The 25430-nt window shown below is 70.1% G+C and carries 27 protein-coding genes; 7 read left to right on the top strand and 20 right to left on the bottom strand.

The features are described from left to right. Positions 1–58 precede the first annotated feature (58 nt). On the top strand, positions 59–640 hold the full coding sequence (locus tag ACFQGL_RS13900; RefSeq protein WP_377511096.1) for a hypothetical protein: 582 nt from the start codon (positions 59–61) through the stop codon (positions 638–640). Positions 641–705: 65 nt separating this feature from the next. On the opposite strand, the gene ACFQGL_RS13905 is transcribed toward ACFQGL_RS13900, so the two are convergent. The 4 genes from ACFQGL_RS13905 to ACFQGL_RS13920 form a co-directional block, all read right to left on the bottom strand. Next, complete coding sequence (locus ACFQGL_RS13905; RefSeq protein WP_377511099.1) at positions 706–912, bottom strand: hypothetical protein; 207 nt, start codon at positions 910–912, stop codon at positions 706–708. A 402-nt stretch (positions 913–1314) separates the two neighbouring features. Beyond that, a complete protein-coding gene (locus tag ACFQGL_RS13910) occupies positions 1315–1878 on the bottom strand; it encodes a DinB family protein (protein ID WP_377511102.1) in 564 nt (187 codons plus the stop codon). 221 nt (positions 1879–2099) lie between these two features. Beyond that, the gene (locus ACFQGL_RS13915) at positions 2100–2597 is read right to left on the bottom strand and encodes a hypothetical protein (RefSeq protein ID WP_377511105.1); all 498 of its coding nucleotides are present in this window, start codon (positions 2595–2597) and stop codon (positions 2100–2102) included. A 159-nt stretch (positions 2598–2756) separates the two neighbouring features. Then, entirely contained in the window at positions 2757–3596 is an 840-nt protein-coding gene (locus ACFQGL_RS13920; protein WP_377511107.1) for an NAD(P)H-binding protein, read from the bottom strand. 108 nt (positions 3597–3704) lie between these two features. Between ACFQGL_RS13920 and ACFQGL_RS13925 the strand changes: the two genes are divergently transcribed. Further along, positions 3705–4067: a winged helix-turn-helix transcriptional regulator gene (locus ACFQGL_RS13925; protein WP_377511110.1), complete on the top strand. Its 363-nt coding sequence runs from the start codon at positions 3705–3707 to the stop codon at positions 4065–4067. 105 nt (positions 4068–4172) lie between these two features. Here the strand turns inward: ACFQGL_RS13925 and ACFQGL_RS13930 are convergent, their stop codons facing one another. Further along, positions 4173–4715, bottom strand: a complete 543-nt coding sequence (locus ACFQGL_RS13930) for a hypothetical protein (protein ID WP_377511113.1) — start codon at positions 4713–4715, stop codon at positions 4173–4175. Positions 4716–4834: 119 nt separating this feature from the next. Further along, complete coding sequence (locus ACFQGL_RS13935) at positions 4835–5437, bottom strand: Imm51 family immunity protein (protein WP_377511116.1); 603 nt, start codon at positions 5435–5437, stop codon at positions 4835–4837. Between ACFQGL_RS13935 and ACFQGL_RS13940 the strand changes: the two genes are divergently transcribed. After that, positions 5328–6155, top strand: coding sequence for an aminoglycoside phosphotransferase family protein (locus ACFQGL_RS13940; protein ID WP_377511119.1), 828 nt, complete (start codon positions 5328–5330; stop codon positions 6153–6155). The two genes, ACFQGL_RS13935 and ACFQGL_RS13940, sit on opposite strands and share 110 nt — an antisense overlap. Here the strand turns inward: ACFQGL_RS13940 and ACFQGL_RS13945 are convergent. Then, a complete protein-coding gene (locus ACFQGL_RS13945; RefSeq protein WP_377511122.1) occupies positions 6118–7242 on the bottom strand; it encodes an FAD-dependent oxidoreductase in 1125 nt (374 codons plus the stop codon). The two genes, ACFQGL_RS13940 and ACFQGL_RS13945, sit on opposite strands and share 38 nt — an antisense overlap. A gap of 56 nt (positions 7243–7298) precedes the next feature. Between ACFQGL_RS13945 and ACFQGL_RS13950 the strand changes: the two genes are divergently transcribed. After that, positions 7299–7997 carry a TetR/AcrR family transcriptional regulator gene (locus tag ACFQGL_RS13950; RefSeq protein WP_377511125.1) on the top strand — a complete coding sequence of 233 codons (699 nt, stop codon included), beginning with the start codon at positions 7299–7301 and terminating at the stop codon, positions 7995–7997. Between the two features lie 228 nt (positions 7998–8225). Here ACFQGL_RS13950 and ACFQGL_RS13955 read toward each other — a convergent pair whose 3' ends face one another. Then, positions 8226–9011, bottom strand: a complete 786-nt coding sequence (locus tag ACFQGL_RS13955; RefSeq protein WP_377511128.1) for a class I SAM-dependent methyltransferase — start codon at positions 9009–9011, stop codon at positions 8226–8228. Positions 9012–9058: 47 nt separating this feature from the next. On the opposite strand from ACFQGL_RS13955, the gene ACFQGL_RS13960 reads away from it, so the two are divergent. Further along, a complete protein-coding gene (locus tag ACFQGL_RS13960; RefSeq protein WP_377511131.1) occupies positions 9059–9679 on the top strand; it encodes a helix-turn-helix domain-containing protein in 621 nt (206 codons plus the stop codon). Here the strand turns inward: ACFQGL_RS13960 and ACFQGL_RS13965 are convergent. From ACFQGL_RS13965 to ACFQGL_RS14020, 12 genes are all read right to left on the bottom strand, one after another. After that, the gene (locus tag ACFQGL_RS13965; protein WP_377511133.1) at positions 9629–10306 is read right to left on the bottom strand and encodes a DUF6891 domain-containing protein; all 678 of its coding nucleotides are present in this window, start codon (positions 10304–10306) and stop codon (positions 9629–9631) included. The two genes, ACFQGL_RS13960 and ACFQGL_RS13965, sit on opposite strands and share 51 nt — an antisense overlap. A gap of 32 nt (positions 10307–10338) precedes the next feature. Next, the gene (locus ACFQGL_RS13970; protein WP_377511136.1) at positions 10339–10776 is read right to left on the bottom strand and encodes an NUDIX domain-containing protein; all 438 of its coding nucleotides are present in this window, start codon (positions 10774–10776) and stop codon (positions 10339–10341) included. A 181-nt stretch (positions 10777–10957) separates the two neighbouring features. Next, positions 10958–11674 carry an SRPBCC family protein gene (locus tag ACFQGL_RS13975; protein WP_377511138.1) on the bottom strand — a complete coding sequence of 239 codons (717 nt, stop codon included), beginning with the start codon at positions 11672–11674 and terminating at the stop codon, positions 10958–10960. Then, positions 11674–12039: an ArsR/SmtB family transcription factor gene (locus ACFQGL_RS13980; RefSeq protein WP_377511141.1), complete on the bottom strand. Its 366-nt coding sequence runs from the start codon at positions 12037–12039 to the stop codon at positions 11674–11676. Before ACFQGL_RS13980 ends, ACFQGL_RS13975 begins: the two co-directional genes overlap by 1 nt. 28 nt (positions 12040–12067) lie before the next feature. Next, positions 12068–14158, bottom strand: coding sequence for a xanthine dehydrogenase family protein molybdopterin-binding subunit (locus tag ACFQGL_RS13985; protein WP_377511144.1), 2091 nt, complete (start codon positions 14156–14158; stop codon positions 12068–12070). After that, positions 14155–15147, bottom strand: coding sequence for an FAD binding domain-containing protein (locus ACFQGL_RS13990; protein WP_377511146.1), 993 nt, complete (start codon positions 15145–15147; stop codon positions 14155–14157). The genes ACFQGL_RS13985 and ACFQGL_RS13990 overlap by 4 nt, the downstream gene beginning before the upstream one ends. Next, entirely contained in the window at positions 15144–15695 is a 552-nt protein-coding gene (locus ACFQGL_RS13995; RefSeq protein WP_377511149.1) for a 2Fe-2S iron-sulfur cluster-binding protein, read from the bottom strand. The genes ACFQGL_RS13990 and ACFQGL_RS13995 overlap by 4 nt, the downstream gene beginning before the upstream one ends. A gap of 56 nt (positions 15696–15751) precedes the next feature. Then, positions 15752–16438, bottom strand: coding sequence for a TMEM175 family protein (locus ACFQGL_RS14000; RefSeq protein ID WP_377511152.1), 687 nt, complete (start codon positions 16436–16438; stop codon positions 15752–15754). 116 nt (positions 16439–16554) lie between these two features. Then, the gene (locus ACFQGL_RS14005) at positions 16555–17931 is read right to left on the bottom strand and encodes a GH1 family beta-glucosidase (RefSeq protein ID WP_377511155.1); all 1377 of its coding nucleotides are present in this window, start codon (positions 17929–17931) and stop codon (positions 16555–16557) included. Positions 17932–17960: 29 nt separating this feature from the next. Further along, entirely contained in the window at positions 17961–18800 is an 840-nt protein-coding gene (locus ACFQGL_RS14010) for a carbohydrate ABC transporter permease (protein ID WP_377511158.1), read from the bottom strand. Beyond that, complete coding sequence (locus tag ACFQGL_RS14015) at positions 18793–19782, bottom strand: carbohydrate ABC transporter permease (protein ID WP_377511161.1); 990 nt, start codon at positions 19780–19782, stop codon at positions 18793–18795. Before ACFQGL_RS14015 ends, ACFQGL_RS14010 begins: the two co-directional genes overlap by 8 nt. 70 nt (positions 19783–19852) lie before the next feature. After that, entirely contained in the window at positions 19853–21151 is a 1299-nt protein-coding gene (locus ACFQGL_RS14020; RefSeq protein ID WP_377511164.1) for an ABC transporter substrate-binding protein, read from the bottom strand. A 239-nt stretch (positions 21152–21390) separates the two neighbouring features. Between ACFQGL_RS14020 and ACFQGL_RS14025 the strand changes: the two genes are divergently transcribed. After that, positions 21391–22590, top strand: coding sequence for an ROK family transcriptional regulator (locus ACFQGL_RS14025; protein WP_377511167.1), 1200 nt, complete (start codon positions 21391–21393; stop codon positions 22588–22590). Between the two features lie 202 nt (positions 22591–22792). Next, positions 22793–25426 carry a discoidin domain-containing protein gene (locus tag ACFQGL_RS14030; protein WP_377511169.1) on the top strand — a complete coding sequence of 878 codons (2634 nt, stop codon included), beginning with the start codon at positions 22793–22795 and terminating at the stop codon, positions 25424–25426. Positions 25427–25430: the final 4 nt, after the last annotated feature.

Genomic DNA, 25430 nt, shown 5'->3' on the forward strand with positions numbered 1-25430 from the left:
GGGTGCCTTGAGTGGATCTGAAGACGGGCCGGTCCGGCTGACTGCTAGCGTGCGCCGCGTGAGAAGCGATGGTGAGATTCTGGAAGCGGTTCGCCAAGACCTGGGTCTCGCCGAACTGCTGTGGAAGGTCTGCGAGTTCGACCTCACGCGCGGTGATCACGGGGAACGGGTCTGGCTGTCGTCTGGGCAGGCACTGGAAGGCGTGGCCGGTGATTTCACTGGCGGCACGTTCTTCCTCTGCGGTGAACGCGGGCCAACCCGACGAGTGCTCTACGCCAGCTCTGAGGGGCAGGCCGGCCTTGTCGGCCAGACCCTCGCCGACGCCCTGACGGTCATGATCGGGCTACCGTCCTGGTGGGACTGCCTGAACTATTCCGGCGGCGGCGATCTAACGATCATGCAATCCGCTGCGGAGCACCTGCAGCGCGACGAAGCCAATCAGCAGCCCGAACTGCGCGCCCTGCGGCTCGAACTCGCGACAGCACTGTCGCTGGACCTGCTGCCCGTACCGGTACTGCTGGCCCGCTTGTGTGACGCGGTCGCCAGTACGACACCCGATTTCGTCCTCACCGCCGAGACCGGTGAGTACGAGTCGCTGTTTGGGGAGTGGCCGCCGAGCCGAAATCCCTCCTGGAGGTGACCTCATGCCGCGATCGGGTGCCCACGGATTCACCCTGCCGCCGTCAATGAGCGCTCAAACTTTCGTCAGGTGGTGGCGCCGTCCGGGTGGGCGCTGTCGGAGACGGACTCCGGCCTGTGCCCGGCTCCCTGTTCGTTCGTTCGGTGCTGGATAGCGTCCGCCTCCCGTCGGGCGGAGGTGACGATCCGCTCGGCTTCGAGTCGCGCCTCGGCACGGTGGTCCGCGGCCTGTTCCTCGGCGAGTCGGAGGATCTGTTCCACCCGAGTGCTCAAGCCGCTGAGGGTTGGCCGTTCCCGATCCCGCCATCGTTCCCCGGATTTGGCCGCCGTTCCGGCACCCGCTAGTTCGGGGTTCTCGTCACGATCGACCAAGCGGTCCCCTATGAGATCGGATTCCGTCGTGCCGACCAGGGAGAGCGTGACGCCGAGCGCGGCCACCGCGATGCCGGACCAGAGAGCGGCCGGCCCGAGGGACGGGCCGACCGTGGCACCCACACCGAGCCCAAACAGGACGGCGGCAGTCTTGGCTGGCTTGCGCACAGGTTCTCCTCGCGTGGTGCGGGCGGACGCTCTCCGGTTCCAGCATGGCGACCGCGTCAAGCTGGTGGGGTGTTGCGGGGGATCGTTACGGAGTCCACATAGGTCACCACAGCTCGATCGCCGGTTACCGGAAAGTCATACTCGGCGCGGCACGGCTCCGTCCTGCCAACGGTAGAGGTCGCGCAGCAGGGAAATCTCGGCGCCGTGATGGATCAGCTCCCTGTTGACGTGCAGGACGATGCCCTCCATGGGAAACCGCTCGGGACCCACCGTGGGCGGATTCTCCAGGTCAGCGTCCGAGAGCGCGCGGACTCCCGCGTTCCATCTCCCGTACATCTCGTCGAGCTGTCCCAGCGCCTCGTCAGCGGTCGCCGCGTAGGCGAATGTCTGGGAGTCGACGTCCTGGCCGCCGAAGTGCCATCCGACCCGATAGCCCAGGCAGGAGACGATGATGTGGGCCAGCCGCCAGGCAATGGTGGTCACCGGCGCCGGCACCGGGTCAGGCGACGCGGAGTCCATCGTCCATTTTCCCGAACCTGCCGACATCGGTGTGGCCGACGTGCCACGTGGGCGGATGCTCCAGCAGCCACGCACCGGCTCCCAGAAGTACTCCTCATCGGCAAGACCGTGCAGCCGCGGCCGCAGGTTCTTGTGCCAGTGCCGGTCCAGTTGGTCCGCGAGTCGCTCGCTTCTTGTCACTTCAGCACACTACATACGACGAAAGCCTGACGATGACCCTCGCAAACGCCGTCGCCGGCCGTGGGCCGTGGGCCGCGAGGGCGTACCGCGCCGGAGATGACGCTGGGCGCTGACGTGCCCTTCGGGCGGGGCCTGCATGTTCGAAGACGGCCATGATTCACTGGTGTCCGCGACCGTTGTCCACTCTTCGGAAGCGGTGTCCCGGCCCGTTGTGGACGCCCTCACGCGGCGGGATGACGCCATTCCTTGAGCCGCCGCTCGGGCAGGTGGCCGGCGGACGGCCAGAGTTGCACCCGCCACCTGTCGCCGGGGGTGATCGAGCCGGGCCAGCCGCGATTGACGAATCCGCGACCCGATATCCGTGCGGCGTACCGGCCGCTCGGGACCTCGAAGGTGGCGACCGCGTCCGTGGGGCTGAAGTAGCGGAGCACGTCATCGACAACCAGGAGGCAGGCCTCGAAGGCCTCCTCCCAGTCTTCGTGATCATCAAAAGGTTCGTCGTCCCACACCTCCAGGCGGAACGGCATCTCGAAGTTGTTCTGGTGGGGGGAGATAACGACGATCCCGTTGTCGTCTGCCGCGATGCCTGAGCCGTTGATCGCTCGTTCCAGCAGGGTCGTGTAGTCGGCGTCGGGCGATGGATTCCCGCAGAGGCAGAACTGCCCATAGTCGAGCAGCACGATCTTCTCCACGACTCGGCGCGGTGCGGGAGCGATCACCTGGGGCATTGTGCCCGATCGACGTGAACGGTCCACGCTCTTCTGCCGCGGTCGGTGCGCGGGGCTACCCGGGAGGCCGAGGATGCACCCTGTCGTGCCGATGACCGGACAGCCGATCAAGGCTGGCCGGTCGTCGGTCCGGGGCAAGGGCGTCACGCGTCAGCGGAAGACGTCAATGTTGCGCGCGGCCCACGAGGCGAAGGAGCGTGGTGATCGGCCCAGCACCTCGGCTACGTCTGGGCTGATCCGCTGCTCCCGTACGGTCGGCGCGCCGAGGATCGCCAGCGTCCCCTCGACCACCGGCGGCGGCATGAACCGCAACATCTGTTCGCGAGCCTCGTCGGGCGTCTGCTCGACGAAGCCGATCGGCTCGCGGAGTGCGGCGGCGAGATCGGCGACCCGTTGGCGCGGCGTGCTCAGCGCCGGGCCGGTCAGTTCGTACGTGCGGCCGTCGTGCCCGCTGTCGCGGAGAGCGACGGCGGCCACCTCGGCGATGTCGTCCGGGTCGATCACCGGAAGGCCCACGTCGCCGAACGGAGCGGCCACCGTCCGCGCGGTCCGGATCGGGTCGGCCCACGCGAACGCATTGGACGCGAAGCCGCCAGGGCGCAAGATGGTCCAACCGAGGCCGGACCGGCGCACAAGGTCCTCGATGGCGTGCAGGGGAGCGTGCGACGCCGCCTCCGGCCGCGTGCCGACCGCTTGCGAGGACTGCAGCACGATGCGCTTCACCCCGCCGGCCGTGGCGACCCGGAGGATGTCAGCCATGTCGAGATGCGCTCCGGCGCCCTCCACCAGAAGGAACAGCGCCTCGGCGCCGACGAGCGCCGGGCGCAGGCTCTCCGGCCGTTCGAGGTCCGCGCGGTGGTGGCGGACCCCCTCTGGTACGGCGAGCGGGCGTCGTCCACGGGATACCGCCGTCACCGCGGCACCCGTCGCCGCAAGGATCGACGAAAGCGTACGGCCGACGTTGCCGGTGGCACCTACTACGACAAACATGGTTCGTCTCCAGTTCGACCGCGTCGTTCGCGCGGCTGGAGGGGAACGCTAGTAGCGCGGATACAGTAGGTACCTAGTAGATAGTGGCGCGGTTGTGACGGAGGGCACGTGAAGCGGTCGACGAATCCCGAGCTGGCGTGCCCGGTCGCGCCGGTCGTCGATATCGTGTTCAGCCGATGGACGACACCCATCCTGTGGACGCTTCACGAGCACGGCCGGCAACGCTTCGTGGAGCTGGAACGTCGGCTGACCAACATCACGCCGAAGGTGCTCACCCAGCGACTACGCCAACTCGAACGCGACGGACTCGTCACACGCACCTACCACGCCGAAGTCCCACCCCGGGTCGAATACGAGATCACCGAACTGGGCGCCAGCCTCGGTCCGCTCTTCGCTCACCTCGCCACCTGGGCCGACGCCAGCCTCGCAACGGTAGAGCGGGCACGACACGCCTATGACACCGCGCAATAACCTGCCATGATCCGCACTGACCAGCGAACGCGACGTGGCCGTTAGCGTGGCTCCACACCTGTGCGGTACGCAGGAAACCAACCCGGCTGACGGGCATTGCGAAGCTCACCTCACTGCGACAACACGGTCAGCGCGGCGGCGCAGCAAGCGGTGAAGATTGTTGCCACTCGTGGCGAGGACGCGGCCAGTATCGTCCAGGCGCCATCTACCAGCGACCACGCGATCGCCGGCCAGCCACTCCTCCCGCACGACAGGTCGTCTCAGCTGGCGCAGCAGCCAGGCCGCGGCCCATTCCGCGTAGTCCTCATGGCTGGCCCGCACCCCGACCACGGTCAGGTCCTCGGGTTCGTTGCCGTTGTGGTCATCCAGGAGGTATTCATCGCCCCAGGCACCGTGGAGTGCCTGTCCGGACATCCCGCCAGTCCAGTAGCCGACCTGCAACGTGCGACGCCGGATGGTGAGCCCTGGAACATCAACATCGATGTACAGCGGCACCAGCCATCGCTGCGACGATGTGTCGTCTTCGGGCGAGAGTCCCTCAACGTCCCAGCCGGATGCTTCCCGCCGAAGCCGCTCCAGGAAGGCGGCCTCCCCCTCGTTGCGACCGACCTCGTCTGGGAACCATCGAGCCCCAAGTGCTTCAACCACCGCTCGATCATGCCGTCCAGCGGCCCAACCTGCACCTTCGTCGCCCCGCAGAGCCGGCGCAGGTGTCATCCGGACGTAGCTGATGACAGGGCCTCGAGTACTACGGCCGTCGGGGCGGCTCAATCGTCGAATTCGAAACCGGTGGCCTCGGCGAACTCCAGGAGCCGCCGTAGGCGTTGCCCGTCGGCCGCGACGGCGCGGAGCAAGCCAGCCAAGCCGTCGAGCGCGTCTCGGTCTGTGCTGGTGGCGTAAAAGGCGCCGCCCTCTGGATCGGACGAGAAGCGACCTTCAAGGGTCGGGGCCTCGGTCGTGACGAGCAGTTCTGCGATCCCTTCCCAGAAGTAGCCGTTGGGCTCATGGCCCAGCTCCGAGATCAGGTCATCCACGTCGGTCGTTCCTGCCTCCAAGGACAAGGAGTACTCACCCGGCGCGATTTCTGCCACCCTTACGGAATCCACCGGTGGATCTTGGCAGCCCGCTTCTACGGGCACAAGGCAACCGGCAAACCCGAACCGGTCGGCTCGTCGGCGCGCCTGGTCCGAGCAGCGACGCCCACCCGTAGGCCACGTGGACGATTGACGGGATGAGCGAGCGGGTTCTACGGTCGCGCCGATGCGCCCTGGAGAGATCGTCGTCGCCGTCGAACAGGTACGCGCCCTGATCGACGAGCAGTTCCCCGAATGGTCGGACCTGCCGATCGTTCCGCAGCCGTTGAACGGCACCGACAACGCGCTGTTCCGGCTGGGTGATTCCCTGACGGCACGGTTGCCGAGGGCGCAGTGGGCGGTCGACCAGGTGGGGACCGACGCGGCCTGGCTGCCTCGGTTGGCGCCGCATCTTCCGGTGCCGGTTCCCGCGCCGGTCGCGGTCGGCCGACCGGGCGCGGACTATCCGTGGCCGTGGACGGTCGTCCCGTGGCTGGACGGGCGCAACCCGCAAGCCGGGCAGGACCTCGTCGACCTCGCCATCGACCTCGCCGGCTTCGTGCGCGCGATGATCGCGATCGACCCGATGGGCGGGCCGGTCAAGGAGGGGATTCAGCGCGGCGTACCTCTGGTGCAGCGGGAGGAGCTGACGCGCCGGTCGATCGTGGCGCTGGGCGATCGCATCGACCGGCGGGCGGTGACCGCGGCGTGGGACGAGGCGATGGCGGCGGACGAGTGGCCCGGGCCGCCGGTATGGCTGCACGGCGATCTCCTGGAAGGCAACCTGCTGGTCGACCGGGGCAGGCTCACCGGAGTGATCGACTTCGGCGGTCTCGGCCGCGGCGATCCTGCGGTCGAGGTGCGGCCGGGCTGGAGCCTGTTCGATGTCCGCGCGCGGGCCGCCTATCGGGAGGCGCTCGGGTTCGACGACGCGACCTGGGTGCGCGCGGGGGTGAGGCGGGCTGCGCGGCGCATTCTCATGCTGCGGGTGCCGGCTCGCTGGGCCGCGCCGTGAAGAAGCGGGTGACGTCCTCCGCCGCGGTGGGGGACAGCATCATCGCCTGGACTCGTGCGCACATCTCGGCGATCGGGTGGATCCTGGTGAACATCGCCTCTTCGTAGGCGCGGATCGCCGCGTCCGGGTCGGTGGGGTTGGCGGCGAGTTGGCCAGCGAGTTCAGCGGCGTCGAGCATGGCCTGGTTGGCACCCTCGCCGACCGGGGGCATGAGGTGCGCGGCATCACCGATGAGGGTGATACCCGGCTGGTTGGTCCAACGTTCACCGATGGGCATCGCCTCGATCCTGCGAGGTGTCGGCGCGCTGTCGCTGGCGTCGATGAGGGCGGTGAGGCGTGGGTCCCAGCCCTCGAACATGTCCAGCAGGGCACGCTTACTGCGGTATGTGTCGAGGTCGCGATCTTCTGCGCGCACGGAGATCCCGACTCGTAGGCTGCCATCGCCCAGGCGTTGCGCCGCAAGGACCTGGTTCACGCCCATGCACCACAGGTTCCCGGGGCCGACCAGGTCGGCGAGGTCCGGGTGACGCCGGTCGACGTCTTCGACGTTCAGCTCCACATGAGTTGACACGTAGGACATCCCGGCGTCGGTCAGCACCGACCGGACAACCGAGCGCGCGCCGTCCGCGCCGACGAGGATGTCGCAGTCGACTCGGTGGCCGCCATGGAACGTCAGCTCCCAGCCCTGGCCACGTCGCGGGGCCGCTGCGACGAGCCGGCGCTGCCACGCGACCGCGTCACCTGGGAGCGAGTCGAGCAGAAGGTCACGCAGCGCCCTTCGATCGATCTCCGGACGTCCGGAGAATGAGCCGGGGCGTGGCTTGTGATGTACGAGGGTGCGTCCGGCCGGGTCGAGGATGCGATGTTCCTCGCCGTCGGGCCGCGCCTCGGACCGGAACTGGCCGGTGAGACCCGCCTCGGCCAGGGCCCGTTGCCCGGACTCCGGGTGCAGGTCGAGCATCCCGCCCTGTGATCGCGCGGATCGGCTCGCCTCGCGTTCGTACACCACCGCGTCGATGCCGTGCCGACGCAGGACTCGTGCCAGCGTCAGGCCGCCAAGGCCGCCACCGGCGATCGCAATTCGCATCTCCGCCTCCGTACCGTACACTGTATTTCGTGGATACACCGTACGGTAGCGAAGTCTTGCCCGTTTGGGAACGGCCCGAGCCGCAGCCGCGGGCGGTGGCGGTGCCGTTGAGCCGCGCGAAGATCGCCGCAACCGCGATCCGGCTTGCCGACGCGCACGGCCTCGACGGACTGTCGGTTCGCAAGATCGCCAAAGAGCTCGGTGTCGGTCCGATGCGGCTCTACGACTATGTGCTCAACAGATCCGAACTACTCGACCTGATGGTCGACGCCGTCTATGCCCAGATCGCCGAGGCCGGCCAACACGCCCAGTGGCGCGCCACGGTGCTGGCGATCGTGCACCGGACCCGTGACGCCGCCCTTGCGCACGAATGGTTCTCCGACCTGCTCGGCGGAAGACCACACCTGGGGCCCCACGCGCTCGCCGTGGGTGAGTCGACCGCCGCGGCGCTGAGTCAGGCCCCGGGCGTACGCAGCATTGACGACCTCCAGCGGGCCTTGGGCGCCCTCAACGCCTTCATCATCGGAGCACTCCGCAGGGAGGTCACCGAGCGACGGACCACCCGCTCCACCGGCACCGACGAAGCCGCCTTCCAGGCCAGCCTCGGCCCCTACCTCACGCGCGTTCTGGAGACCGGCAGGTATCCCACCGTCGCCCGGCTGGTCATCGAGGGCGCCCACCTCAACGCCGAGGAGACCTTCAACCACAACCTGACCACCATCTTGGACGGCATCACCAGCCATCCCCACAACTGACCTACCGCTGTAGCTTGATCAGCCGTCCGAACCTGCCGCGCCTCGCGCGCTGCCTTGAAAGCCTTCTACCGGGACTCAGGCGCGTTTCGCGTGCTGCAGGAGTCCGCATCGGTCGAGGCGGCTCGCTGCCGAATTGCAGGCGATCACGTCGGCCCGGTCCAGCGTGGCGGTGGATCTCGTACCCCTGCGGCCGCCCGGCGAGGAGCGGCCGCCGACGACGGTCAGAAGTTAGCGGCGTGCCAGCCAGACCGTCCGCTCGGTGCGGACGCTGAGGTCGTCGCGGCCGGCCACACCCGCGGCGATCTTCTCTAGGGCCGCGAGATCGGACGGCGGGAGCCGCTCGTCCAAGCCATGGCGCATCCGGAGCAGGGAGACTTCGGCATACCGGGTTGCGGCTGCGGGTAGCGGCGGCCGCAGGTCGATGTCGAATTTCCGCTCGGTCACTGCCGTGAACCCGGCGTGGGTGATCCGGTCGCCCCAGTTCTCGTGCATGTGCAGGCCCGCTTCCTGCCGACGTCTCGCCGCCTCGGCGTGACCGCGGTTCTCCACACCCTCGTCGGCGGTGCCGGCGAGGAAGTGCGGGAACGAGTCCAGCTCGGCGATCACCAGCAGCCCGCCCGGTCGCAGCGCGTCGAACGCCGATGCGAGCGCACGCGCGGGGTCGGCCATGTGGTGCATCGCGGAGGCGGCCCAGATCACGTCGATCGGCCCGAGGTCGGGCCAGGGCAGGTCAAGGTCAGCCTCGATGGTACGGATCCGATCGCCCAACCCGGCGGCATCGGCCCGACTGCGTAGGTGGGCCAGCATCTGCGAGGACACGTCGATCGCGGTGATGGTGGATCCGGGCAGTTCCCGGGCGAGGGCGAGGGATCCGGTGCCGCTACCGGCGCCGAGGTCGACGATGTGAGGGGTGCCGACGGCCTCGCGGCCGACCCAGCCGATCAGGTCGCGGTGGTAGTCGTGCAGGACCTCGGCGTCCAGGTCCAGCATCTCGATCAGGTGGTCGTGTGCCATGCGTCGACGATAGCCACGGTATGCGCCTGAAGCATATAGTCTTGCGTATGCAGCAAGACAAGGACCTGGAGGCCCTGGTTCGGCAGCGGATCCGCGGCCTGCGGATGGCCCGCGGCTGGTCGCTCGACGAGCTGGCCGGCCGCTGCCTGCTGAGCCCGTCCACGCTCAGCCGGATCGAGACCGGCCATCGGCGCATCGCCCTGGACCAGATGGCCGCGATCGCCCGGGCACTGGGCACGAGCCTCGATCAACTCGTCGAGTCGGAAGCCGACGACGACGTGGTGATTCGCCCGCACTGCAACGACGAGCGTGGCGTCACCACCTGGCTGCTCTCCCGCGACAGCAGGCAGACCGTCGCCAAGATGCGGGTCACCCGCGAGGTGCCGCACGAGCTGCGGGTGCATCCGGGACGCGACTGGTTCACCGTGCTCTCCGGCACGATCGAGCTGCGGCTCGGCGAGCGGACGATCCTGGTCGCGACAAACGAGGCAGCCGAGTTCTCCACCATGGTCCCGCACGCGTTCGGCGCACACGGCGGCCCAGCCGAGATCCTCTGCATCCTCGACCACGAAGGCGAACGCAGCCACCTGGGCCCGCAGCATCAGGCCGAGCGGGCGTCAGATCAACGGCGCGTACCACTGGGCGCCGGTGACCAGGATCCGCGTTGACTGCTTGCGGTTCCACTCCACCCGCATGCCGTGCCTGCGCAGCACCGGAAAGGCGATCTCGTCCAATAGGCGCTCCAGGTCGACCTGGTAGCTGGCCTGCTGTTCGGCCTCCGACAGGGCGCCGTAGGCGACCTCGTCGAAATCCGCCGGGGGATAGGCGCCGTAGCCGAGATAGACCGCACCCGTGTCGCTCGCGAGCAGCGACTCGGTGTCCTGCTGGTGGTACCAGAGGTAGCCGAGCCAGTGCCGGGAGTCGTCCCGCTCGTCGTGGATCTCGCCAGCCGCGCAGGTGCCACAGCAGCTGAAGTTCTCCCTGGCCAACACGCCGAGCTCATTGAGTTCGGCGAAGGCGCGGGTGAGGTTGCTCCGCACCGCCGCACCCCATCCGCGCTGCTGCTCTCGGCGCACCGCCAGTGCCGTCTCGTACGCCGCCTGAAGTTCCTCGTCGGTGGCGCCGTGCCGCTCCTCGTCGCCCTCGAGGTAGTCGACGAAATCGTCGGCGTCGACCTGGCCACGCACGACCCAGTCCCAGATCTCGTCCTCGATCTGCCCGCGACCCGGCTCCGCGATCCGGTCGGTCAGGAACCGGGCGCCCTCGGGGCGATCGTTGTAGATCCATCCAGTCACGCCGACGATCTTCACACGGACCGCCGACAGTCTCAGTCCCCAGAGACCTCCGGTCGGGTCGCTGTGCGGTGGGATGCCGTGGGGGTGAGGAAGTCGGCGAGTACCCGGGTGTGGGTCGAGAAGGCCAGCTCCACCGGTTCGGTGAGCACCAGCCACTCGGTCGCCTCCTCGGTCGGCGCCGATGGGGGCAGATCCTCGGCGGCCCGCTCGGGTAGCACCCCGAAGATCATCATCGTGCCGCCCGCCGGGGCGCTGTGCACCGCGAACAGACGCGCGTCCTGGGCCGCCGCGACCAGTCCGGTCTCCTCCCGTAGCTCCCGGACCAGCGCGTCGGACCACTCCTCGCCGTACTCGATGAAGCCGCCGGGAAGCGTGAGCTGCCCGCGGGCCGGCTCGATGTCTCGGCGAACCACCACCACGCCCAGGCCGTCGGCGCTGCGAACCGGCAGCACCGCAACCGCGACCGGCAAGGGGTTGCGCCAAACAGTCTCACCACAGGCCGCGCAGACCCTAGGCCACCCGCCGTCCCCCGAATAAGCAACACCGCAGAAAGAGCAATGCGAGTACGCCCTACCCGTCATGCCGCAGCACGTTACCCCGTCGATCTAGGGAGAATCGTCGTGATCGGAGATCAACTCGCGACGATTTCCCCTAGATCGACGAGGAGGGCTCGGGCGACGAGGAGGGGGAGGGGGACGGGGACGGGGACGGGGACGACGGGGAGGGGGAGGGGGCGGGGGCGCCGGTGTAGAAGGCCGTTGTGCGGGCGGCGGCGGAGCTGGCGGCTTCGGGGTCGGTGCCGGCGGCGATGCTCGCCGCGCCCCAGGCCTCGCTGCTCAGCGTCATGAATTGGCGTCCCTCGTCGGAGGCGCTCCACTCTGCGCTTTGCTCCGGGGTCACTCCGCTGCCGTCGCCGGCCAGGTACGAGGCTAGACCCAGCAGGCCCAGCTCCCAGCCGACGCCGACGGCGCCCGGCCCGAACTGGGCCCACCGATCCTGGTCGACGTGCGCGATGTGGTCCAACTCGAAGCGGGTCCGCTCGTCGTCGACGGGCGTGAGACGCACCTCGATCCAGCTCACCTCGTCGCCGTACTCCCAGGTGGCAGTGAAGCGGTGCGGCGGGTCGCAGGTCTCGACGGTGCCGTGGGCGTTGCCCTCCAGCTGGTACCGACCGCCCAACCGCAGCTCGCCGGAGACCGGCAGGAACCAGCGCGGGATGCGCTCGGCGCTGGTGCAGGCGTCCCAGAGATCGTCGACCGTCGCGTGGTACGTCTGGCTGATCGTGGACACCCGGGCCTCACCGGCCTCCAGGGTGCGGCTGCCGACCTGGCGTTGGACGGCGTTGATCTGCTCGGTCGCGTCGATCATCAGGTGTTCCTCTCGTCGGATGGGTCGGCCGGCCCGCGTAGCCGACGCTCTCGTCGGCCCCGGGCCAGCTCGGTGGCGAGTGCCGCCAGGGGTGGGGTCCAGAACCGGCGGAAGTGCTCCAGCCAGCCGTCGACCTCGCGCAGTGGGCGCGGGTCGACCGCGTACAGCCGCCGGGTGCCCTCGGGCCGTACGGTGGCGAAGCCGTTGTCCCGCAGGACCTTGAGGTGCTGCGACACGGCGGGCTGGGAGATGCCGAACTCCGCGCGGATCGTCCCGCTGACCGTGCCGGCGGTCTGCTCGCCGTCGGCGAGCAGCTCCAGGATGCGGCGCCGGACCGGGTCGCCCAGCACGTCGAAGGCGTGCACGGCGATCTTTATATCACCACTGACTTATTTAAGCCAACGGTGATAGTCCGATCAGCTTGTCCAATCGGATCGGCAGGTCGCGGATCCGTACGCCGGTGGCGTGGTGCACGGCGTTGGCGATCGCCGCGGCCGTACCGACGATGCCGATCTCGCCGATGCCCTTCACCCCGGCCGGGTTCAGCTCGTCGTCGGACTCGTCCACCCAGTACGCCTCGATCTGCTCGACGTCGGCGCAGCCGGTGATGTGGTAGGTAGCCAGGTCGTGGTTGACCCAGTCGCCGTACCGCTCGTCGAGCAGGCCCTCCTCGTGCAGCGCCATCGACAGCCCCATCGTCATGCCGCCGATGAGCTGGCTGCGCGCGGTCGTCGGGTTGACCACCCGTCCGGCCGCGAACACGCCGAGCAGCCGGTTCACCCGCACCTCGCCGGTGTCCACGTCGACCCGCACCTCGGCGAACTGCGCCCCGTACGCGTACCGGGGCAGGGTGGGCTGCCCGCCCACCTCGTCCTCGGTGCTCACCTCGGCGGTCACCTCGCCGTCGGACGGCACCCCGTCGCGCAGCTTTCCGCGCAGCGCCTCACATGCCCGGATCACCGCCCAGCTCCAACTGGCGGTGCCCATCGAGCCGCCGGCCAACGGGGCATCCGGCAGGTCACTGTCGCCGATGCGGATCTCCACCCGCTCCGGCGGAACCCCGAGCGCGTCGGCGGCCACCTGCCACATCGCCGTCCGGGCGCCGGTACCGATGTCGGTGGCGTCGATCCGGACCAGGAAACCGCCGTCGGGCCGGGCGGTTGCCGTGGCCGAGGACGGCCTGGCCCGGGCCGGGTAGCTCGACCCGGCCACCCCCGTGCCGACCAGCCAACGCCCCGTACGCCGGGACCGGGGCGAGGGGTCCCGGTCGGCCCAGTCGAACCGGTCGGCGCCCTCGCGCAGGCAGGCGACCAGGTTGCGGCTGGTGAACGGCGTGCCCTGGTCGGGGTCGACGGCCGGGTCGTTGCGGATCCGCAGCTCCACCGGGTCGATGCCGACGGCGCTGGCCAGCTCGTCCATCGCCGACTCGAGGGCGTACGCGCCGGGGCACTCGCCCGGCGCACGCATCCAGAACGGCGTGGGTACGTCGAGGCGGACCAGCCGGTGCGTGGTGCGGCGATGGGGCGCGGCGTACATGCTGCGGGTGTAGACCGCGGTCTGCTCGGCGAACTCCCGCACGGTCGAGGTCTGGCTGATCGCGTCGTGGCAGATCGCGGTGAGTCGCCCGTCGGCGTCGGCGGCGAGCCGGACCCGCTGGATGGTGGGGGTGCGGTAGCCGATCGGCCCGAACAGCTGTTGCCGGGTGAGCGCCAGCTTGACCGGTCGGTCCACGTGCCGCGCCGCGAGGGCGGCGAGCACGACCGCGGCCTTGGCGAACCCCTTACTGCCGAAGCCGCCGCCCACGTGCTCGGAGATCACCCGGATCGACTCCACCGGCTGCTCGAACATCTCGGCCAGCATGGCCCGTACCGCCGACGCGCCCTGGTTGGAGTCGTGCACCAGCAGCCGCCCGTCCTGCCACTGCGCGGTCGTGGCGTGCGGCTCCATCGGGTTGTTGTGGTAGGCCGGAGTCCGGTACGTGGCGTCCATCCGGACCGGAGCGGCGGCGTACCCGGCGTCGAAGTCACCCTCCTCGGTGTCGGTCGGGTAGCTGGGGTTGACGTGATCCGGGCGGTACAGGCCGGGATGGTCGGCGGTGAGCACGGTGCTGTGCGGGCCGGCGTCGTAGTCGATCCGGACCAGGCGGGCGCCCTCCCGGGCCGCCTCCAGGCTGGTGGCCACCACCACTGCGACGAACTGCCCCCGGTAGCACACCGAGGGGTCCTGCAGCAGCCACAGGTCCGGCTCCCGGCCCGGCGCGAGGCGGGGTGCGTTGCCGTGGTGCAGCACCGCCAGCACGCCGGGCAGCGCGAGCGTCGCAGCGGCGTCGACCCGGGTGATCCGGCCCCGGACCACCGAGGCCGGCACCGCCCAGCCGTAGGTGATCCCGTCCACCGGGTACTCCACCGCGTACCGTGCCGTGCCGGTGACCTTCTCCCGGCCCTCCAGCCGGGGGTACGCACGGCCGACCGCCCCGGCGCTCATGTCGGCCTGCCGTCGGCGAGTTCGGTGAGCGCCCGCACCGTGATGGCCCGGGTCAGCGGCACCTTGAAGCCGTTGTGCCGCAGCGGACGTGCCTCGGCCAGCTCGGCGTCGGCGGCCCGCGCGGCCAACTCCGGGCTGAACGGCCGACCGCGCAGCTCCTCCTCGGCCCGGTAGGCCCGCCACGGCCGGTGCGCCACCGCCCCGTACGCCAGCCGGACGTCCCGGACCACGTCGCCGTCCAGGTCGAGCACCGCGGCCACCGAGCCGGCGGCGAAGGCGAACGAGGCCCGATCGCGAACCTTGAGGTACGTCGAGCGGCGTGCGGCCGGCAGTGCCGGCAGTCGGACGGCGGTGATCAGCGCGCCCCGGGCCAGGGTGGTCTCCCGCTCCGGATGCTCGCCGGGGGAGCGGTGCAGCGCGGCGAGTGGGACGTCGCGGGCGCCGTCGGCCTCGTGCACCTCGACCACCGCGTCGAGTGCGGCCAGCGCGACCGCCAGATCCGACGGGTGGGTGGCCACGCACAGGTCGGACCAGTCGAGGATGGCCAGGTCACGGTTCTGCCCGTGCCGGGCGGCGCACCCGCTGCCCGGATCACGCTTGTTGCACGCCTTGCCGGTGTCCTGGAAGTAGACGCAGCGGGTGCGCTGCAACAGGTTGCCGCCGGTGGTGGCGAGGTTGCGCAGCTGTCCGGAGGCGGCGGCGAGCAGGGCGCGGGCCAGCACCGGGTAGTCCTGGCGGACCACCGGGTGGGCGGCCAGGTCACTGTTGCGGACCGTCGCGCCGATCCGCAGCCCGCCGTCGGGCAGTTCCTCGACGGCGTCCAGCGGCAGCCGGGTCACGTCCACCACGAGGTCGGGCCGCTGCACCCCGAGCTTCATGAGGTCCACCAGGTTGGTGCCGCCGGCCAGATAGGCCGCCTGCGGCTCGGCGGTCAGTACGGCGACCGCGTCGGCCACGTCCGCCGGCCGGTGGTAGCGGAACGCCTTCACCGTGTCGCCGCCGTCTCGCGTACGGCCGCGACGATGTGCGGGTACGCGGCGCAGCGGCACAGGTTGCCGGCCATCCGCTCGCGGATCTCCGCGTCGGTCAGCTCGGCCGGCGCGGCGAGGTCGTCGGTGACCGCGCTGGGCCAGCCCTGGGCGACCTCGTCGAGCATGCCGCGGGCGGAGCAGAGCTGCCCGGGGGTGCAGTAACCGCACTGGAACGCGTCGTGCGCGATGAACGCGGCCTGGAGTGGAGACAGCCCGTCCGGGCCGGCCAGCCCCTCCACGGTACGCACCGACCGGCCGTCCAGCGTGACCGCGAGCACCAGGCAGCTCTTGACCCGGCGGCCGTCCAGCAGCACCGTGCAGGAGCCGCACTGGCCGTGGTCGCAGCCCTTCTTCGCCCCGGTCAGGCCGAGTCGCTCACGCAGCGCGTCCAGCAGGGTGGTGCGGTTGTCCAGGGTCAGCTCCCGGCGCGTGTCGTTGACGTCGAACGCCACCCGGGACGAGTACCGCTCGTCGGTGGCCGCCTCGTTCGTCGATCCGCCCTGCATCGGGCCAGACTAGCGTTACTGGTACGAAACCGGGTGAATAACCCACATGCCTTCGGTCAGTGACCCGTGCCGCGTCGACGGCGCAGCAGGCCGGCGCGCAGCCCCTCGCTGGTGACCGCGTGATAGACGATCATGACGATGATGCCGATCAGACCCAGTAGCGGGTCGACGAACCAGCCGAGCAGGCCGCTGAACCCGTACAGGACCAGGCCGGTGACCGGTCGTAGCTGCTGCGTCCGAACGTGCTCCGGGCTGACCCCGCGCTCGTGCAGTGCGGGGTGACGGCGCAGGTAGCCGAAGAACAGCAGCCACGGTGCCGACATGAGCGCGGCGGCCAGCGCGTACAGGGCGACGGCCGCGCGGCGGTCGGCGGTGTCACCGTGGGTCAGCGCGGACGCCAGCACCGCGGTCGGGAACGGAATGATCACCGCGCCGAGGAGGATGCCGAGGTTGATCCAGCTCAACGCGAGAGTGGTCGCGCGGATCAGTCGGATCAGCGCGTGGTGGTTGAGCCAGATCACCCCGACGTAGACGAACGACACCACGAAGGCCAGATAGGACGCGCCCTCGTCGAGCAGCGCGGACAGCAGCTCGCCCTGGTGGTACTCCGGGACCCGCAACTCGAGCACCAGCAGCGTGATGACGATGGCGAAGACGCCGTCGCTGAACGCCGTCATCCGGTCCGTCTCGGACGTCCTGAGCCCGGCGTCGGGCCGCCCGACCTCGTCGGCTGCTGCTGCCATGGCCGCAGGCTAGCCGCTGGCGCGACCTGCGGTGGCGGTTTGTCCGAAAGGGACGGGGCCGGCGCCCTGGACGCCGTGGTGGCGCCCAGGGTGCCCGGCCCCGCCGGCCCCCGTTGTCAGGCCACCGGCGTGGCGGTCCCGGTCGCCCCGGCGAGACGCTGGTGTGCGCGGATCAAGTCGGCGTAGCGCAGACCGCTCGCCTTCATCGTCCGGCGCTGGGTGGCGTAGTCCACGTGCACCAGCCCGAAGCGCTTGTCGTAGCCGTACGCCCACTCGAAGTTGTCCAGCAGCGACCAGACGAAATAGCCGTCCAGCGGTACGCCCCGGGCCACCGCCGACGCGCAGGCCGCCAGGTGCTGCTCCAGGTGGTCGGTACGTTCCTTGTCCTCCACCGCGCCCTCGGCGGTGACCTCGTCCTCCCACGCCGAGCCGCTCTCGGTGACGATGATCCGGTTCGGCCGGTACTCCTCGTTGACCTCGACCAGCAGCCGCTCCAGGCCCGCCGGGTACATCTCCCAGCCCATCGCGGTCTCCACCGACCCGGGCACCGGCACCTGCCGGGCGTACGGCGGCGGGCCGGCCGGGTCGTCGACCACGAGCTGCCGGAAGTAGTAGTTCACGCCGAGGAAGTCGGTGGGCGTGGCGATCACCGCCAGGTCGTCGCCCCGCACCGGCGGCTCGACCCCGTAGGTGGCGATCATGTCGGCCGGGTAGCCGCGCCCGTGGATCGGGTCCAGCCACCAGCGGTTGACGTGCCCGTCCGCCCGCCGCGCCGCCGCGACGTCCTCGGGCCGGTCGGTCGCCGGCTCGATCGGGCTGAGGTTGAGCACCAGCCCCACCGAGGCCGGCCGGGCGGCGTTGGCCCGAATCGCCTGGGTGGCCAGGCCGTGGCCGAGCAGCACGTGGTGCGAGGTCTGCACCGCGCGGGCCAGGTCGCGCTCGCCCGGGGCCATCCGCCCCTCCAGGTGCCCGATCCAGGACACGCAGAGCGGCTCGTTGACGGTGTTCCAGTCGGACACCCGGTCGCCGAGGCGGGCGGCGACCACCGCCGCGTACTCGGCGAACGCCTCGGCGGTGGCACGCTGCGGCCAGCCGCCCCGGTCCTGCAGCGCCTGCGGCAGGTCCCAGTGGTAGAGCGTGACGAACGGTCGGATGCCGTCGGCGAGCAGCGTGTCGACCAGCCGGTCATAGAAGTCCAGCCCGGCGGGGTTGACCCGGCCGACGCCGTCGGGCATCACCCGCGGCCACGCCACCGAGAACCGGTACGCGTCCACGCCGAGCTGGCGCAGCAGCGCGAAATCCTCCGGCCAGCGGTGGTAGTGGTCGCAGGCCACCGCACCGGTGTCGCCGTTGTCGACGTTGCCGGGGACCGCGGAGAAGGTGTCCCAGATGGACGGCGCCCGGCCGTCGACATCGACGGCCCCCTCGATCTGGTACGCCGCGGTGGCGACACCCCAGAGAAAGTCGGGCGGCAGCTTGGACAGGTCCGGCACGGGATGGTTCTCCTTCGCGGTGAAATGACTCACTTGACCGCGCCGGCGGTGAGGCCGGCGACGAAGTAGCGCTGCAGGGCCAGGAACCCGGCGACGACCGGGATGCTGACCACCAGCGAGGCGGCCATCACCTGGTTCCAGTAGACGTTGAACTGGGTGGAGTAGCCCTGCAGGCCGACGGCCAGGGTGCGGCTGCCCTCGTCGGTCATCACCGAGGCGAAGAGCACCTCACCCCAGGCGGTCATGAAGGCGTACACGGTGACGGCGACGACGCCGGGCACGGCGGCGGGAAGGATGACCCGGAACAGGATGCGCAGCGGCCCGGCCCCGTCGACCTGCGCGGCCTCGTCCAGCCCGCGCGGGATCGAGTCGAAGTAGCCGACCAGCATCCAGATCGAGAACGGCAGCGAGAACGTCAGGTACGTGATCACCAGGCCGGTACGGCTGGCGTACAGCTCGATGCCGGTGGCGTTGCCGAGGTTGACGTAGATGAGGAACAGCGGCAGCAGGAACAGGATGCCGGGGAACATCTGGGTGGACAGCACCGTCACCGAGAAGACCCCCCGGCCGCGGAACCGGTACCGGCTGACCGCGAACGCCGCGAAGATCGCCACCGCCACCGAGCAGACCGCCGCGATGCTCGACACCACCAGGCTGTTCACCAGGTAGCGGGCCAGCGGCACGGTGCTCCACATGTCGATGAACGGCTGCAGGGTCGGGCGGCTGGGCCACCAGGTGAAGCCGTTCTGCACGTCCTGCAACGGCTTCGCGGCGGAGGTGATCATCACGTACAGCGGGATGACGACGAAGAGGGTGAGCAGGGTCAGCACGATGCGGCGGCCCCAGCGCTCACCGGCGGTCTCACGCATGGTCCCTCCGGCGGTTGGTGATCAGCAGGTAGCCGGCCGACACGACCAGCAGGAACAGCAACAGCGCCACCGACATCGCCGAGCCCGAGCCGAAGTCCCAGGTCTTGAAGGAGCTGCGGTAGATGTGGATGGAGATCAGGTCGGCCTGTTCCGGGGCGGAGCCGCCGAAGAGCACGTACGGGGTGTTGAAGTCGTTGAACGTCCAGAGGAACAGCACCAGCAGCAGCACCAGGTTCACCGGCCGCAGCATGGGCAGGGTGACCGAGCGCAGCCGACGCCAGAACCCGGCGCCGTCGATCGCGGCGGCCTCGTACATCTCGCCGGGGACGTTCTGCAGGCCGGCCATCAGGCAGAGGAACGCGAACGGCCAGTTGCGCCAGACCGACACCACCAACAGCGACCAGAAGCTGTTGTCCCCGATCAGCCAGAACGGCCGCTCGTTGAGCAGCCCGAGCTGGTCGACCAGCACGTGGTTGACCAGGCCGGTGTCCCGCTGGAGCAGGAAGCTCCAGGTGATCACGGCGGTGTAGACCGGCAGCGCGTACGGGGTGAGAAAGAGTGCCCGCAGGATCGCCCGCCCGCGGAACGGTCGTTGCAGCACGACCGCCGCCGACATGCCGAGCAGCCAGGCGAACCCGACCGAGAGCAGGCTGTAGATCAGGGTGACCCAGAACGAGTGCAGCAGTTCCCGGCCGGCCGCGCTGTCGAAGTCGAGCGTGGCCCGGTAGTTCTCCAGGCCGACGAAGGGCGCGGTGGACCAGTCGCGGATGTGGAACTGGGTCAGCTCCAGCATGCTCATCCAGACCCCGACGATCATCGGGATCACGTGGATGGCGAGTTCCAGCACGATGGCCGGAACGAGCAGCAGGTACGGCAGGTACGAACGGCGCGGGCCACGGCGCCGGCGGGCGGGACCCCGGGCCGGTGACCCGGCCCGGGGTTCGCGCCGGTCGGCGTCCGGCGCGGTGGTGCTGGTTGCCATCGGGGTCCTCTCGGAGGCGGTGGCCGTGGTCGGACGACGAGCCCGGCCACGGCCACCGGTGATGCGTCGGTCAGCGCATCTTCTGCTGCGCGTCGGTCAGCTTCTGCTTCACGGACGCCTCGGTGACCGGCTTGCCGCTCGCCGCGTCGGCGAACAGCTCCTTCATCGCGGTGCCGACCAGGGTCTCGAACGTGCTCTCGTCCGGCACCTGGGGCAGCGGGGCCGCCGTGGTGACCAGCGTCTCCTGGATCGTCTTCTGCTCGGTGGCGCTGAAGGCCGGGTCGGAGCCCGCCGTCTTGACCGCCGGCAGCGAGCCGTAGGTGCGGTTGAGGATGGTCTGCTCTTCGTCGCTGGTCATGAACTTCACGAAGCTCAGCGCACCGTCACGGTTCTTGGTGTGCTTGAAGACCGCCATGTTGATCCCGGCGACCATGCTGTTGACCTTCTTGCCGCCGGCCGGCGGGCTGGCCAGGAACGGCACCGGGGCCACCCCGTACGCGTCGGCGGGCATGTTCTGCGTCTTGAGGTTGGAGCCGGCGGACTGCCAGAGCAGCATGGCCGCCTTGCCGTTGGCGAAGTCGGAGACCGACTGGTTCTGCGCGTACTCGGCGTTGCTCGGGTTGGTGATCTTGTCGGCGGCCATGAAGTCGATGTACCGCTTGATCGCCGACACGTTCTGCGGGGTGTCGAAGGTCGGCTTGCCGGCCGAGTCGAACCAGTCCCCGCCGTACTGCTGACCGAAGGTGAAGGCGTGGTGCGCGTTCTCGGACGGGTTGGCGCCCTCGATCGCCAGGCCCCACTTGCCGCCCTTGGTGAGCTTCTTGCCGTCCTCGGCCAGCTGCTCCCAGGTGGTCGGCGGTGCGGTGATGCCGGCGTCGGCGAACGCCTTCTTGTTGTAGTACAGGCTGTACGCCATGCTGTAGAGCGGCACGGCGGCCGGCGGCTTGCCGGGCGCGCCGGCGGCGGCGAGCGCGGCGGGCACGATCCGGTCCTTGCCGCCGACGGACTGCAGGGTGGCGTCGTCGAACTCGACCAACGCGCCGGTGGCCTGCAGGGACGCCGACCAGGTGTTGCCGATGTTCACCACGTCCGGGCCCTTGCCGGAGGCGGCGGCGGCGAGCAGCCGGTTGAGCAGGTCCGACCAGGGGACCACCTCGACGTTGACCTTGATGCCGCTCTGCTTCTCGAACTTGTCCAGTTCCGGCTGGAGGATGGTCTTGTCGGCCTCCAGGCTGGCGCCCTGGTTGCTGGCCCAGTAGGTGAGGGTCTTGCCCGATCCGGCGGAGTCGTCGCCGGAGCCGCCGCAGGCGGTCAGCGAGGCGGCGGCCAGTACGGCGGCGGTGAATATCCCGAGGTGTCGTCTCGACACGGTCAGCCCTTCCGGTGCGTGGTGGGGGTCCGCCGACCTTCGTCGTCGATAGGGGTCGGGGACGACGGCTGGCCGGCTGAACGGACGGGGTTCGGGGGTGCGCCGTCGGAGTTCCGTCGGCGTTTCCCGGGAGTTACATCACGGCTTAATGAATGTCGTCATTAAAGTAGTTGGCCGGTGGGTCGTCAAGCACAGGGCGGTTACAGTCGCTCGGACGATCGACGGGAACGAGGTGACGAGTGGAGCTGGTGCGAGCCACCAACCGCAGCGTGCGGCTGCGCAACCGGTCCGCCCTGCTGACCAAGCTCTTCCTCGACGGTCCGCTCACCCGGCAGGACCTGGTGCGCAGCACCGGGCTGAGTCAGCCGGCGGTGAGCAACGTGGTGGCCGACCTGATCGACGAGGGCCTGGTCGCCGAGGCCGGCGCGGCCGAGTCCGACGGTGGCCGGCCCAGCATGCTGCTGCGCGTCGCACCCCGGTTCGCCTTCGTGATCGGGGTGGACGTGGGTGAGACCCGGGTCCGGGTCGAGCTGTTCGACTTCGCGATGACGCTGCTGGGCAGCGTCGAGTATCCGCTCGACCCGGCACGCACCGAGCCCGCCGTGGTGGCCGGGCACGTGCTGGCCGGCATCGACGCGGTGACCGGACGGGCCGGGGTGGCCCCCGGTGACGTGCTCGGTGTCGGTATCGGCGTCTCCGGGGTCGTCGAGCAGGGCACCCAGGCCGTGGTGCACGCACAGGCCCTCGGCTGGGACCGGGTGCCGCTGGAACGCCTGATCGGCGCCGGCACCGACCTGCCGCTGCACATCGACAACGGTGCGAAGACCCTCGGCCAGGCGGAGATGTGGTTCGGCGCCGGACGGGGTGCCCGGCACGCCGTCTTCGCGCTGGTCGGCTCCGGCGTGGGCGCGGCGGTGGTGACCAACGGGGTCACCTACCGGGGGGCGTCCAGCAGCGCGGGGGAGTGGGGGCACACCACCCTGGTGTACGGCGGCCGGGCCTGCCGGTGCGGCGCCCGCGGCTGCCTGGAGGCGTACGTCGGCGCGGAGGCGATCATCGACCGTTACCGGGAGGCGCGGCGCGGCCGAGCCGTGCCCGGCGAGGACGAGGAGTCGCAGCTCGCCTCCCTGGTCACCGCCGGCTCGACCTCGACCACCGCCCGCCGGGTGCTGGACGAGACCGCCGGTTATCTCGGCGCCGGGGTGGCCAACCTGATCAATCTGTTCAACCCCGAGCGGGTGGTGCTCGGCGGCTGGGCGGCGATGGCGTTGGGCGACCTGCTGCCGGCCGTCCGGGAGGCCGCCGGTCGGCAGGCGCTGCGTCAGCCGTACGAACAGGCGTCGATCGAGCTGTGCCGGCTCGGGGTGGACGCGGTGGCGTTGGGGGCCGCCACGCTGCCGATCGCCCGGTTCCTCACCGAAGGCGGCGTACGCCGTTGAGGGCAAAGCGCGCGTAACCAACCTTCGGGATAAATAACAGTGTTATAGATCGATGTCTTGACGCCGTCGCAATCTCGCCGCAACACTCCAACGAGAGCGCTCTCAGACCCGCGGCGCCGCATCGGCGGCACCACCCACGGCACCACGGGCGAGCCCGATCCCACCCGCGCGTCGTCCGTACCCCCTACCGACAGGCAATGTCATGACATCTCGCGCTACATCCGTACGCCCGCGCCCCCCGCGTACCGTCCGTCATCTGCTCGTCGGGCTCGCCGTGGCCCTGGTCGCGGCGCTCACCCCGGCGGTCGCCACGACCCCGGCGCAGGCCGCGCCCACCCTGCTGTCCCAGGGACGCCCGGTCACCGCCTCGTCCACCGAGAACGCCGGCACCCCGGCGTCCGCCGCCGTCGACGGCAACACCGGCACCCGCTGGGCCAGCGCCTTCAGCGATCCCCAGTGGATTCAGGTCGACCTGGGCGCCCGAGCCACCCTCAGCCAGGTCAACCTGCTCTGGGAGGGCGCGTACGGCCGCGCCTTCCAGCTCCAGACCTCCGACGACGGTGCCACCTGGACCACCGTCTACAGCACCACCACCGGCACCGGCGGTACGCAGAACCTGACGGTCACCGGCGCCGGCCGGTACGTGCGGATGTACGGCACCGCCCGGGGGACCGGATACGGCTACTCGCTCTGGGAGTTCCAGGTCTACGGCGAGATCGGCGGCGGCACGCCGACCTGCGGCAGCGCCAACGCGGCCCTCAACCAGCCGGCCACCGCCTCGTCCATCCAGGACGCCGGCCTCGCCGCGTCCGCGGCGGTCGACGGCAACGCCGGCACCCGCTGGGCCAGCGCGGCCAGCGACCCGCAGTGGCTGCGCGTCGACCTCGGCAGCACCCGGACCATCTGCCGGGTGGTGCTCACCTGGGAAGCCGCGTACGCCCGGGCCTTCCAGCTCCAGACCTCGGCCGACGGCAACACCTGGACCACCATCTACTCGACCACCACCGGCGCCGGCGGCACGCAGTCGCTCGACGTCACCGGCAGCGGCCGCTACCTGCGGGTGTACGGCACCGCCCGGGGCACCGCCTACGGCTACTCGCTGTGGGAGCTGGCGGTGAACGCCACCGGCGGGACCACCGAGCCTCCGGGTGACACCACCGACCCGCGCAACCCGAACCTCGGCCCGAACACCTTCGTCTTCGACCCGAGCACCCCGACGTCCACCATCCAGAGCCGGCTGAACACGCTCTTCACCCAGCAGGAGCAGAACCAGTTCGGCCCGCAGCGGTACGCGGTGCTGTTCAAGCCCGGCACCTACACCGCCGACGTCAACCTCGGCTTCTTCACCCAGGTCGCCGGCCTCGGCCTGAGCCCGGACGACGTCAACCTCAACGGACACGTCCGCACCGAGGCGTTCTGGATGGGCGGCAACGCCACCCAGAACTTCTGGCGGGCCGCGGAGAACCTCTCGGTGACCCTGCCGGCCGGGACGACCGTGGAGCGCTGGGCGGTGTCCCAGGCGGCGCCGTACCGGCGGATGCACCTGCGCGGCGCGCAGAACCAGATCCAGCTCTGGAACGGCGGCGACGGGTGGTCCAGCGGCGGCCTGCTGGCCGACACCCGCATCGACGGCCTGGTCGTCTCCGGCTCGCAACAGCAGTGGTACTCGCGCAACAGCGAGTTCGGCAACGGCTGGACCGGCTCGGTGTGGAACATGGTCTTCCAGGGCGTCAACGGCGCTCCGCCGCCGCACTTCCCCAACCCCTCGCACACCGTCATCGCGCAGACCCCGCAGGTACGCGAGAAGCCGTTCCTGTACATCGACGGCACCGGTGAGTACCGGGTCTTCGTGCCGGCGCTGCGCAGCAACTCCACCGGCACCAGCTGGTACAACAAGACCCCGGCCGGCTCGTCCATCTCGCTGTCGCAGTTCTACATCGTCCAGCCGGGCACCAGCGCGGCCACCATCAACGCGGCCCTCGCCCAGGGCCGCCACCTGCTCTTCACGCCGGGCGTGCACCACGTCACCGAGCCGATCCAGGTCAACCGGGCCGACACGGTGATCCTCGGCCTCGGCCTGGCGACCATCCAGGCCGACAACGGCAGCGTCGGAATGCGGGTGGCCGACGTCGACGGGGTGAAGGTGGCCGGTCTCATGTTCGAGGCCGGCACGACGAACTCGCCGGTGCTCATGGAGGTCGGCCCGGCCGGCTCGGCGGCGAGTCACGCCGCCAACCCGACCTCGCTGCACGACGTGTTTTTCCGGATCGGCGGGCCGCACGTCGGCAAGGCCACCAACACGCTGACCGTCAACAGCGACAACGTGATCGGCGACCACATGTGGCTCTGGCGGGCCGACCACGCCGCCTCCGGCGTGCCCACCGGGTGGACGCTCAACACCGCCGACACCGGGCTGACCGTCAACGGCGACAACGTCACCATGTACGGCCTCTTCGTCGAGCACTACCAGAAGTACCAGACGATCTGGAACGGCAACGGCGGCAAGACGTACTTCTACCAGAACGAGATGCCGTACGACCCGCCCAACCAGGCCGCCTGGATGAACGGCGCGACCCGCGGGTACGCCGCGTACAAGGTGGCCGACTCGGTGACCAGCCATCAGGCGTTCGGGATGGGTAGCTACTGCTACTTCAACGTCAACCCGGCGGTCGTCGCCGAACGGGCCTTCGAGGTGCCCAACAACCCGAACGTGCGGTTCACCAACATGGTGACCGTGTCGCTCGGTGGCGTCGGCACCATCAACCGAGTGATCAACAACAGCGGCGGCACCGCGAACCTGGCCGCCCAGCAGCAGTACCTGACCACGTATCCCTGATCGA

The organism is Micromonospora vulcania (assembly GCF_042658605.1).
Taxonomy (GTDB): domain Bacteria; phylum Actinomycetota; class Actinomycetes; order Mycobacteriales; family Micromonosporaceae; genus Micromonospora; species Micromonospora vulcania.